General features: G+C 63.5%; 9 protein-coding genes. All 9 read left to right on the top strand.

Going from position 1 to position 12,011, the window contains the following annotated elements:
• Positions 1–144: 144 nt before the first annotated feature.
• The 9 genes from P5705_RS07395 (at position 145) to P5705_RS07355 (ending at position 11,786) form a co-directional block, all read left to right on the top strand.
• On the top strand, positions 145–864 hold the full coding sequence (locus P5705_RS07395; RefSeq protein WP_277460207.1) for an SIMPL domain-containing protein: 720 nt from the start codon (positions 145–147) through the stop codon (positions 862–864).
• A gap of 312 nt (positions 865–1,176) precedes the next feature.
• The gene (locus P5705_RS07390) at positions 1,177–2,802 is read left to right on the top strand and encodes an ABC transporter substrate-binding protein (protein WP_277460206.1); all 1,626 of its coding nucleotides are present in this window, start codon (positions 1,177–1,179) and stop codon (positions 2,800–2,802) included.
• A 211-nt stretch (positions 2,803–3,013) separates the two neighbouring features.
• Positions 3,014–4,606 (top strand): ABC transporter substrate-binding protein, encoded by a 1,593-nt coding sequence (locus tag P5705_RS07385; protein WP_277460205.1) that lies wholly within the window; start codon positions 3,014–3,016, stop codon positions 4,604–4,606.
• A 162-nt stretch (positions 4,607–4,768) separates the two neighbouring features.
• The gene (locus P5705_RS07380; protein WP_277460204.1) at positions 4,769–6,148 is read left to right on the top strand and encodes an OprD family porin; all 1,380 of its coding nucleotides are present in this window, start codon (positions 4,769–4,771) and stop codon (positions 6,146–6,148) included.
• Positions 6,149–6,220: 72 nt separating this feature from the next.
• Positions 6,221–7,816, top strand: coding sequence for an ABC transporter substrate-binding protein (locus P5705_RS07375; protein WP_277460203.1), 1,596 nt, complete (start codon positions 6,221–6,223; stop codon positions 7,814–7,816).
• Positions 7,817–7,891: 75 nt separating this feature from the next.
• Complete coding sequence (locus tag P5705_RS07370) at positions 7,892–8,902, top strand: ABC transporter permease subunit (protein WP_011532379.1); 1,011 nt, start codon at positions 7,892–7,894, stop codon at positions 8,900–8,902.
• A gap of 10 nt (positions 8,903–8,912) precedes the next feature.
• On the top strand, positions 8,913–9,839 hold the full coding sequence (locus tag P5705_RS07365; RefSeq protein WP_011532378.1) for an ABC transporter permease subunit: 927 nt from the start codon (positions 8,913–8,915) through the stop codon (positions 9,837–9,839).
• Between the two features lie 10 nt (positions 9,840–9,849).
• Positions 9,850–10,818, top strand: coding sequence for an ABC transporter ATP-binding protein (locus P5705_RS07360; RefSeq protein WP_240065594.1), 969 nt, complete (start codon positions 9,850–9,852; stop codon positions 10,816–10,818).
• On the top strand, positions 10,818–11,786 hold the full coding sequence (locus tag P5705_RS07355; protein WP_011532376.1) for a peptide ABC transporter ATP-binding protein: 969 nt from the start codon (positions 10,818–10,820) through the stop codon (positions 11,784–11,786). Before P5705_RS07360 ends, P5705_RS07355 begins: the two co-directional genes overlap by 1 nt.
• Positions 11,787–12,011 lie beyond the last annotated feature (225 nt).

Genomic DNA, 12,011 nt, shown 5'->3' with positions numbered 1-12,011 from the left:
CTCGCTGCAGCAATGCGGCAAAGCGCCACACTTTGTCACAGAATCATGATGGCACTTTTGAACCCACTACACTCACTCCGGTCTGATCGGCCATGCGTGGGATGAATAGCGTTCCGCGCTTTATATATTGCCAAGGAGTTCCACATGCACATTTCCCGTCGCAGCAAAGCCTTCGCCCTGTCCTGCGGCATGCTCGCCAGTCTGCCCGCCCTGGCGGCCGACGAGCCACGCTACAACCAGGTCTCGCTGCGCGCCGAAGTCAGCAAGGAAGTGGCACGCGACCTGATGGTCGTGACGCTGTACAGCGAATCGCAAAACAGTGATCCGGGCAAGCTGGCCAAGGAAATCACCGAAACCATGAACAAGGCGGTGCAGCAGGCACGCCAGGTCAAGGAAGTGAAGATCAGCCAGGGCAGCCGCAACAGCTACCCGATCTACGACACCAAAGGCCAGAAGATCACCGGCTGGCGCGAGCGCGCCGAGCTGCGCCTGGAGAGCGCCGACTTCCCGGCCCTGTCCAAGCTGACCGGCGAACTGCTGCAGGACCTGAAGATGGGCGGCATGGATTTCTCCATCGCCCCCGCCACCCGCAAGGGCAATGAAGACGAGTTGCTCAAGGATGCCGTCGCGGCCTTCAAGGCACGTGCCCAGCTGGCCACCGAGGCCCTGGGCGGCAAAGGCTACAAGGTGGTCAGCCTGAACCTGAACAGCAGCGGCTACCCGCGCCCTTACCTGCGCAGCGCGCCGATGGCGATGATGGCCAAGGGCGCCGCCGATGAAGCCGCGCCAGCACCGGATATCGAAGCCGGCACGAGTGAAGTGAGCATGACTGCCGATGGCCTGATCGAAGTTCAGGTGCCCTGACCCCTCCAGTTGGATGTCCGGGACGGACAAGACCGTCTCGGACAGTAGTTTCAGACCTTTCCCACGCCCCAAACGGGTGCATCCGCTTGTCACATTTGATGCGAAACATCTTGAAATTTTCGTGTCAAACGACCGCGCAAACGATCAACATTCGCCAAAGTTATATGGATGCGACATCCATGTACGTCCGTCCCACATTTTTGCCGCCAACCATCCCGCTGAGTGTTGCATTGGGAATAGCCCCTGCATAAGTATCCGCAGGTCGGCTCACGAGGCCGCCTCAATTCGAAAAATGACAACAATGAGGCCACCATGCTCAAACACGCAGTCATCCCGTTCCTGGTCAGTGCAGGCTTGCTAGCCGGCGCTCCGTCCGCCCTCGCCGCGACCAACCTGGTGTTCTGCTCCGAAGGCAGCCCGGCCGGTTTCGACCCTGGCCAGTACACCACCGGGACCGACTTTGACGCCTCCGCCGAAACCATCTTCAACCGCCTGACGCAATTCGAGCGCGGCGGCACCGCGGTGATCCCGGGCCTGGCCACCAAGTGGGAAGTCTCCGACGACGGCAAGACGTACACCTTCCATCTGCGCGACGGAGTGAAGTTCCATACCACCGAGTACTTCAAGCCCACCCGTGAATTCAACGCCGACGACGTGCTGTTCACCTTCAACCGCATGCTCGACAAGAACCACCCCTTCCGCAAGGCCTACCCCACCGAGTTCCCTTACTTCACCGACATGGGCATGGACAAGAACATCGCCAAGGTCGAGAAGGTCGATGACCACACCGTGCGTTTCGCCCTCAACGAAGTGGACGCCGCGTTCATCCAGAACCTCGCCATGAGCTTCGCCTCCATCCAGTCCGCCGAATACGCCGACCAGTTGCTCAAGGAAGGCAAGGCCGCCGATATCAACCAGAAGCCCATCGGCACCGGCCCGTTCGTGTTCAGCAAGTACCAGAAGGACGCGCAGATCCGCTACAAGGGCAACAAGGACTACTGGAAGCCCGAGGACGTGAAGATCGACAACCTGATCTTCGCCATCAGCACCGACGCCTCGGTGCGCATGCAGAAGCTCAAGAAGAACGAGTGCCAGGTCACCCTGTTCCCGCGCCCAGCCGACATCGCACCGCTCAAGCAGGATCCGAAGCTGAAGATGCCTGACCAGGCCGGCTTCAACCTCGGCTACATCGCCTACAACGTGATGGACAAGGTCAAGGGCAGCAACGAACCCAACCCGCTGGCGCAACTCAAGGTACGCGAAGCGCTGGACATGGCGGTGAACAAGCCGCAGATCATCGAGTCGGTCTATCAAGGCGCCGGCCAGCTGGCGGTCAACGCCATGCCACCCACGCAATGGTCCTACGACACCACGATCAAGGACGCCAAGTACGACCCTGAGAAGGCGAAACAGCTGCTCAAGGAAGCCGGCATCAAGGAAGGCACCGAGATCACCCTGTGGGCCATGCCGGTGCAGCGCCCGTACAACCCCAACGCCAAGCTGATGGCCGAGATGCTGCAATCGGACTGGGCCAAGGTCGGCATCAAGGCCAAGATCGTCAGCTACGAGTGGGGTGAGTACATCAAGCGCTCCAAAGGCGGCGAACAAGGCGCCATGCTGATCGGCTGGAGCGGCGACAATGGTGACCCGGACAACTGGCTGGGCACCCTCTACGGCTGCGATGCAATGGACGGCAACAACTTCTCCAAGTGGTGCTACAAGCCGTACGACGACCTGATCAAGCAAGCCAAGGCCACCCCCGACCAGGCCAAGCGCACCGAGCTGTACAAGCAGGCGCAACACATCCTCAAGGAGCAGGTGCCGATCACCCCGATCGCCCACTCCACCGTGTATCAGCCCATGAGCACGAAAGTGAAGGACTTCAAGATCAGCCCCTTCGGTCTGAACGCCTTCTACGGGGTAAGCGTGGACAACTAACGGCCGTGGCCGTCCTGCCGGCGTTTTCGGCAGGACGGCGACACGACCGGGTGATACGCAGGGCAATTCCCTAGCGCTCACCGGACAGCTCCCGCTCACTTATCAGTATCTGACTCTGGTTCCCGCATTCTGGCGCTTCTATCGTCAGGGCCGGGACGTTGCAGCCGCGTTTTGCCTGGCGCGGCCGAAATACACGGACAAAGGATCTGCCATGCGCCTCACCACACTGAGTTCCACCCTGCTCGCCCTCGGCCTGCTGAGCCAGGCGCCGCTCGTCGCGGCCAACAACCTGGTGTTCTGTTCAGAGGGCAGCCCGGCCGGTTTCGACACCGCCCAGTACACCGCTGCCACCGACAACGACGCCGCCGAACCGATCTACAACCGCCTCGTCGAGTTCGAACGTGGCGGCACCGCGGTGCAGCCTGGCCTGGCCACCGACTGGCAGGTCTCGGACGATGGCCTGAAGTACACCTTCCACCTGCGGCCCGGCGTGAAGTTCCACGCCAACAAGGACTTCAAGCCCTCGCGCGACTTCAACGCCGACGACGTGCTGTTCACCTTCAACCGCATGCTCGACAAGGACCAGCCCTTCCGCAAGGCCTACCCCACCGAGTTCCCCTACTTCATCAGCATGGGGCTGGACAAGAACATCGCCAAGGTCGAGAAGACCGCCCCGCTGACCGTGGTCTTCACCCTGAACAAGGTCGATGCCGCGTTCCTGCAGAACATCGCCATGGCCTTCGCCTCGATCCTCTCCGCCGAGTACGCCGAGCACCTGCTGGCCAGCGGCAAGCCCAGCGATATCAACCAGAAACCGATTGGCACTGGCCCCTTCGTGTTCCAGCGCTACCAGAAGGACTCGCAGATCCGCTACAAGGGCAACAAGGACTACTGGGCCCCGGACCTGGTGAAGATCGACAACCTGGTGTTCTCCATCAACGTCGACCCCTCGGTGCGCATCCAGAAGCTGCGCCGCAACGAATGCCAGATCACCCTGCACCCACGCCCGGCCGACCTGCCTGCGCTCAAGCAGGACGACAAGCTGCAGGTGATGACGCAATCCGGCTTCAACCTCGGCTACATCGCCTACAACACCCAGCACCCACCGTTCGACCGCGTCGAAGTGCGCCAGGCCATGGACATGGCGGTGAACAAGCAGGCGATCATCCAGGCGGTCTACCAGGACGCCGGCCAACCCGCGGTCAATGCCATGCCGCCCACGCAGTGGTCCTACGACACCTCGCTCAAGGACGCCAAGTACGACCCGGAAAAGGCCAGGCAACTGCTCAAACAGGCGGGGGTCAAGGAAGGCACCGAGATCACTCTGTGGGCCATGCCGGTGCAGCGCCCCTACAACCCCAACGCCAAGCTGATGGCCGAAATGCTGCAGTCGGACTGGAGCAAGCTCGGCTTCAAGGTACGCATCGTCAGCTACGAGTGGGGCGAGTACCTCAAGCGCATGAAAAACGGCGAGCACGACATCGCCCTGATCGGCTGGACCGGCGACAACGGTGACCCGGACAACTGGCTGGGCACCCTGTACAGCTGCGGCGCCATCGGCAGCAACAACTACTCGCTGTGGTGCGACCCGCAGTACGACGCGCTGGTCAACAAGGCCAAGCAGGTCACCGACCGTGAACAGCGCACCGCCCTCTACCAACAGGCCCAGCAACGCCTCAAGCAACAGGTGCCGATCACCCCGGTGGCCCATTCCACGGTCAACCAGCCACTGAGCATCGGCGTGAAAGATTTCAAGGTCAGCCCCTTCGGACGCAACGTATTTTCCGGCGTCAGCATCGATTGACCCTGCACCGCGCGGCCGGGGGTGAGACCCACCCCCGCGCCCGCGTGCAGCCCGGATTTGCCTGGTGACCCCAAGGCAAACATTGCAGTACCGCAGCACCGCAACAGGCCCGGCCCACAAGGCCTGGGTGATAACTAAAAAAAAATAAAGGGAGCTTTAATCTTGAGACGTTTCACACTCACCGCATTAGCCTTGTCCGTCGGCGCCTTCAGCGCCCTCGCCCTGGCCGAGCCCGCCAGCCAGGACTTCGTTCCGGTCACGCTCAAGTCGAGCAGCGAACAGGCCGAGAGCAAAGGCTTCATCGACGGCCAGAGCCTGTCCGGCAGCACCCGCAACTGGTATGCCCACGAACGCGCCACCCGCGCGCCGCTGTGGAAGTACTACAAGGGCGACGGCACCCAGCACGACACCCACAGCCGTAACAACTGGGTGCAGGGCACCATCCTCAACTACAGCTCGGGCTTCACCGAAGGTACCGTGGGCTTCGCCGTCGAGGCCGCGGCCTACAACGCCATCGCCCTCGAGCGCGGCCGCGCCGCCGTGGCCGGGCCGAACAACCGCACGCTCACCCACAGCGACGGCGATGTCATCGGCCAGTGGAGCAAGATGGGCCTGGGCAACGTCAAGGCACGCATCTCCAACACCACGCTGACCGTCGGTCGCCAGTCGGTCGACACGCCCATGATCGCCTACATCGGCAACCGTGCCCTGCCCTCGAGCTTCCAGGGTGCGTTCCTGCACAGCGCCGAGTTCGACAACCTGTCGTTCGACCTGGGCACGTTCGACCGCGTCTCGCCGCGTACCGAACAGAGCCTGAGCAAGTTCCGCAGCGAATACACGGCCAAGCGCGTGGAAACCGACCGCGCCAGCACCGTCGGCGTCAACTACCAGCCGCTCAAGAGCCTGACCACCAGCTTCTACGCCACCCAGGTCGAGGACTTCTGGAACCAGTACTACGTCGGCGCCAACCATGTGCTGGGCGACAGCGCGGTGCTGAGCCTGACCACCGGTCTGAACTACTACAAGACCGTGGACGAAGGCAGCAAGAAGATGGGCGAGATCGACAACGACACCTACAGCCTGTCGTTCGGCCTGACCCACCAGGCCCACACGCTCAGCGCCTCCTGGCAGCAGGTCAACGGCAACGAGTACTTCGACTACCTGCACGAAACCAACGGCATCTACCTGGCCAACTCCCTGCTGTCGGACTTCAACGGCCCGAACGAGAAATCCCTGCAGATCAGCTACGTGCTGAACATGGCGCCGTACGGTGTGCCAGGCCTCAAGTTCAACCTGTACAACGCTCGCGGCTGGGGCATCGATGGCACCCACTACAAGGGCACGATGTACGACGTCAAAGGCCTGGACGGCGAAACCCACTACGAGTGGGGCTTCGGTACCAGCTACGCGATACAGAGCGGCCCGCTGAAGGATACCGCGATCCGCGCCACCTACACCGCCCACCGCGCCAGCAAGGCCCAGGGCGACGGCAGCCTGGACGAGTTCCGCCTGGTCACCACCATTCCGTTCAACATCCTCTGACCGTTGCCGCCACGGCCCGACTGACAACGGGCCGTGGCGGCTACGCTGGAACAATGACTGCAGGGAGGTTCCATGAAATCGCTACCGCTACGCGCTGCCCTGGCAGCGGTCATCCTGGGCGCGGCGTCAAACCTGGCGGCCAAGCCGCTGGTGGTGTGCACCGAGGCGAGCCCCGAGGGCTTCGACATCGTCCAGTACACCACCGCCGTTACCGCCGACGCCACGGCCGAGGCCATCTTCAATCGCCTGGTCGACTTCAAGCCCGGCACCACCGAGATCCAGCCGGCCCTGGCCAAGAGCTGGGACGTCAGCCCCGACGGGCTGGTCTACACCTTCCACCTGCGTGAAGGTGTCAAGTTCCACACCACCGACTACTTCACCCCGACCCGCGACTTCAACGCCGACGACGTGCTGTGGAGCCTGAACCGCCAGTTGCGGCCCGACCACCCGTGGCATGACAAGACCAGCATCGGTTTCCCCTATTTCGAAAGCATGGCCTTCAAGGACCTGCTCAAGTCGGTCGAGAAGACCGACGACCACACCGTGGTGATCACCCTCACCCGCCCCGAAGCGCCGTTCCTGCGCGACATGGCCATGGCCTTCACCTCGATCTACTCCGCCGAATACGGCGACCAGCTGCTCAAGGCCGGCAAGACCGCCGACCTCAACAGCAAGCCGATCGGCACCGGCCCGTTCATCTTCCAGCGCTACAACAAGGATGCCCAGGTTCGCTACAAGGCCAACCCGGACTACTTCCGCGGCAAGCCACCGGCCGACGCGCTGATCTTCGCCATCGCCACCGACAGCAACGTGCGCCTGCAGAAACTGCGCGCCAACGAATGCCAGGTCGCCCTGTACCCCAAGCCTGACGACGTGCCGGGCATCAAGACCGACCCGAAACTCAAGGTCGCGGAAATCGAGGCGCTGGTCACCGGCTACATCTCGATGAACACCCAGCACAAGTACCTGAGCGACGTGCGCGTGCGCAAGGCGATCAACATGGCCTTCGACCGCCAGACCCACGTCGACCAGCTGTTCGGCAAGGGCAATGCGTTGCCGGGCGTGAACCCGTACCCACCGACCATGATCGGCTACAACACCGACAACAAGAACCCGCCCCATGACCTGGACAAGGCCCGCGAACTGCTCAAGCAAGCCGGCGTGCCGGAAGGCACGGTGATCACCCTGTTCACCCGCAACGGCGGTGGCCCGACCAACCCCAACCCGCGCCTGTCCGCCGAAATGCTCCAGTCCGACCTGGCCAAGATCGGCATCAAGCTCGACATCCGCGTGATGGAATGGGCCGAGATGCTGCGCCGTGCGAAGAAAGGCGAAGCCGACCTGGTATCGGCGGGCTGGGCCGGCGACAACGGCGACCCGGACAACTTCCTCACCCCCATGCTCAGCTGCGACGCGGTCAAGAGCGGCGAGAACTACGCACGCTGGTGCAACCAGAAGTTCCAGGACCTGATCACCCGGGCCCGCGAAGTGATCGACAACGATGAACGCGCCAAGCTCTATAACGAGGCGTTGGCGGTGTACGATGAAGAACAGCCCTGGATCAGCATGGCCCACCCGAAAATGTTCACCGCCATGCGCGAGAACGTCGAAGGCTATGTGATCAACCCACTGACCAACAACAACTTCGCCACCACCAAGGTGAAGTAGAACAACAACAGCCGCCGGACCCTCTGCAAGGGGCCCGGCGGCACCGCCGTTCCGGCTGATGAGGTACCCCCGACAATGTTGAGTTTTATTGCCCGACGCCTGGGTCTGCTGATCCCGACTTTCTTCGGTATCACCCTGCTGACCTTCGCGCTCATACGCCTGATCCCCGGCGACCCCGTCGAAGTGATGATGGGCGAACGCCGGGTCGACCCCGAAATGCACGCCCAGGCCATGGAGCGCCTGGGCCTGAACAAGCCGCTGCCGGCCCAGTACCTGGACTATGTCGGCAAGCTCGCCCAGGGCGACCTGGGCGAATCCCTGCGCACCCGTGAGAGCGTATGGAACGAATTCCTCACCCTGTTCCCGGCAACCCTCGAGCTGGCCATGGCCGCCCTGCTGTTCGCCGGCGTCATCGGCCTGCTGGCCGGGGTGATCGCCGCGCTCAAGCGCGGCTCGCTGTTCGACCATGGGGTGATGGGCATCTCGCTGGCCGGCTATTCGATGCCGATCTTCTGGTGGGGCCTGATCCTGATCATGTTCTTCTCCGTGAGCCTCGGCTGGACACCGGTGTCCGGGCGCATCGACCTGCTCTACGACATCGAACCGAAAACCGGCTTCATGCTCATCGACACCCTGCTCAGTGACGAAGAGGGCGCATTCAAGGATGCGGTGATGCACCTGATCCTGCCGGCCATCGTGCTGGGCACCATCCCGCTGGCGGTGATCGCCCGCATGACCCGCTCGTCGATGCTCGAAGTGCTGCGCGAGGACTACATCCGCACCGCCCGCGCCAAGGGCCTGTCGCCGTCACGCGTGGTGTTCATCCATGGCCTGCGCAACGCGCTGATCCCGGTACTGACCGTGTTCGGCCTGCAGGTCGGCACACTGTTGGCCGGCGCCGTGCTCACCGAAACCATCTTCTCCTGGCCGGGCATCGGCAAATGGCTGATCGAAGCCATCGGCGCCCGTGACTACCCCGTGGTCCAGAACGGCATCCTGTTGATCGCCTGCCTGGTGATCCTGGTCAACTTCGTCGTGGACATCCTCTACGGCCTGGTCAACCCACGCATCCGTCATCAGCGCTGAGGCTCCCGTCATGACTAGCCCGATTCCGAAATCCGTGACCCCGTCCAGCGCGGTCGACCAGAGCTTGCTCTACCCCTCGCCCTACAAAGAATTCTGGCAGGCCTTCTCGCGCAACAAAGGCGCGGTGGCCGGCCTGGCCTTCATGATACTGGTGGTGTTCTGCGCCCTGTTCGCCCCCTGGGTGGCGCCGCACAACCCCAGCGAGCAATACCGCGACTTCCTGCTCACCCCGCCGGTGTGGCTGGAAGGCGGCACCTGGCAGTTCATCCTGGGTACCGACGAACTGGGTCGCGACCTGCTTTCGCGGCTGATCCAGGGCGCGCGCCTGTCGCTGCTGATCGGCCTGTCGTCGGTGGTGATGTCACTGATCCCGGGGATCCTGCTCGGCCTGTTCGCCGGCTTCTTCCCGCGCCTGCTCGGCCCTTCGATCATGCGCCTGATGGACGTGATGCTGGCCCTGCCCTCGCTGCTGCTGGCCGTGGCCATCGTCGCCATCCTCGGCCCAGGCCTGATCAATACCGTGATCGCTATCGCCATCGTCTCGCTACCATCGTATGTGCGCCTGACCCGCGCCGCCGTGATGGGCGAGCTGAACCGCGACTATGTCACCGCCGCGCGCCTGGCCGGTGCCGGCCTGCCGCGCCTGATGTTCGTCACCGTGCTGCCCAACTGCATGGCACCGCTGATCGTGCAGGCGACGCTGAGCTTCTCCTCGGCCATTCTCGACGCCGCCGCCCTGGGCTTCCTGGGGCTGGGCGTGCAGCCGCCAACCCCCGAGTGGGGCACCATGCTGGCCTCGGCCCGCGACTACATCGAGCGCGCCTGGTGGGTGGTGAGCCTGCCCGGCCTGACCATTTTGCTCAGTGTGCTGGCAATCAACCTGATGGGCGACGGCCTGCGCGACGCGCTGGACCCGAAACTCAAGAACGCCGCCTGAGGAGAACGCCATGTCACTGTTGCAGATCAACAACCTGAACGTGCGCTTCGGCGACGCCAACGCCATCCCTGTCGTGGACGGCCTCGACCTGGCCGTGGAAGCCGGCGAGATCCTCGCCATCGTCGGCGAGTCCGGCTCCGGCAAGTCGGTCACCATGATGGCCCTGATGGGCCTGATCGACGCGCCCGGCCGTATCACCGCCGATGTGCTCAACTTCGACGGCATCGACATGCTCAAGCTCAGCGGCCGCCAACGGCGCAAGGTGGTGGGCAAGGACATCGCCATGGTCTTCCAGGACCCGATGACCGCGCTCAACCCCAGCTACACCGTGGGCTACCAGATCGAGGAAGTGCTGCGCCAGCACCTCGGCCTCAAGGGCAAGGCCGCGCGCCAGCGCGCCCTGGAGCTGCTGAAGAAAGTCGAGATCCCGGCCGCCGAAAGCCGCCTGGACGCCTACCCGCACCAGCTGTCCGGCGGCATGAGCCAACGGGTGGCGATCGCCATGGCCATCGCCGGCGAACCGAAACTGCTGATCGCCGACGAACCGACCACCGCCCTGGATGTGACCATCCAGGCGCAGATCATGGAGCTGCTGGTCAACCTGCAGAAAGAGCGCAACATGGCGCTGATTCTCATCACCCATGACCTGGCCGTGGTCGCTGAAACCGCCAAGCGCGTGTGCGTGATGTACGCGGGCCAGGCTGTCGAAGTGGGCCAGGTGCCCGAACTGTTCGACATCCCCGCCCACCCGTACAGCGAAGCGCTGCTGGCGGCCATCCCCGAGCACAGCATCGGCGCCGAGCGCCTGGCGACCCTGCCCGGTATCGTTCCCGGCCGCTATGACCGCCCGCAAGGCTGCCTGCTGTCGCCGCGCTGCCCGTACGTGCAGGAAAACTGCCGCCGCCAGCGCCCGGCCCTCGATCCCCAGGCCCACAGCCTGGTGCGTTGCTTCTATCCGCTGAACCAGGAGGTGGCGTGATGACCGTCGTTCTATCCGCCCGTGAGCTGACCCGCCACTACGAAGTCTCCCGCGGCCTGTTCAAGGGCCATGCGCTGGTACGCGCGCTCAATGGCGTGTCGTTCGAACTGGAGGCCGGCAAGACCCTGGCCGTGGTCGGCGAGTCCGGCTGCGGCAAGTCCACCCTGGCCCGTGCGTTGACCCTGATCGAGGAACCCTCCTCCGGCTCGCTGCAGATCGCCGGGCATGAGGTCAAGGGCGCCAGCAAGGACCAGCGCAAGCAATTGCGCCGCGACGTGCAGATGGTGTTCCAGAGCCCTTACGCCTCGCTCAACCCGCGGCAGAAGATCGGTGACCAGCTCGCCGAACCGCTGCTGATCAACACTTCGCTGAGCAAGGCCGAGCGCCGCGAGAAAGTGCAGAAGATGATGGAGCAGGTGGGCCTGCGCCCCGAGCACTACCAGCGCTACCCGCACATGTTCTCTGGTGGCCAGCGCCAGCGTATCGCCCTGGCCCGGGCGATGATGCTGCAACCGAAAGTGCTGGTGGCGGACGAACCGACTTCCGCTCTCGACGTGTCGATCCAGGCCCAGGTGCTGAACCTGTTCATGGACCTGCAGAAGGAGTTCAACACCGCCTACGTGTTCATCTCCCACAACCTGGCGGTGGTGCGCCATGTGGCGGACCAGGTGCTGGTGATGTACCTGGGCCGGCCGGCGGAGATGGGGCCGAAGGAGGATATCTACGACAAGCCGCTGCATCCGTACACGCAAGCGCTGCTGTCGGCGACCCCGGCGATCCACCCGGATCCGCTGAAACCGAAGATCCGCATTGCCGGTGAGTTGCCCAACCCGCTGAACCCGCCGGATGGCTGCGCATTCCACAAACGCTGCCCCCATGCCACCGAGCGCTGCGCCAAGGAAGTGCCGGCGTTGCGCCAGGTGAGCACGCGGCAGGTGGCCTGTCACTATGCCGAGCAGTTTCTTTAAACGTTGGAACGCTGGGGCCGCTTCGCAGCCCTTTCGCGGCACAAGGCCGCTCCTACAGGGAAACGCGTTGCCTGTGTAGGAGCGGCCTTGTGCCGCGAAAGGGCCGCACAGCGGCCCCGGGGATCTCAATGCATAAAGAACCAGATCAGGATGATCACCGGGATCGGCACCCCAATCATCCACAGCAGTATCGAGCGCATGGCTGTTCTCCTTGTTCGGTGTTGA

Origin of the sequence: Pseudomonas entomophila, assembly GCF_029478665.1 — a bacterium.
GTDB lineage: Bacteria > Pseudomonadota > Gammaproteobacteria > Pseudomonadales > Pseudomonadaceae > Aquipseudomonas > Aquipseudomonas entomophila_F.
Note: the sequence above shows the minus strand (reverse complement) of the source record. Positions and strands in the feature narration are given on the sequence as shown.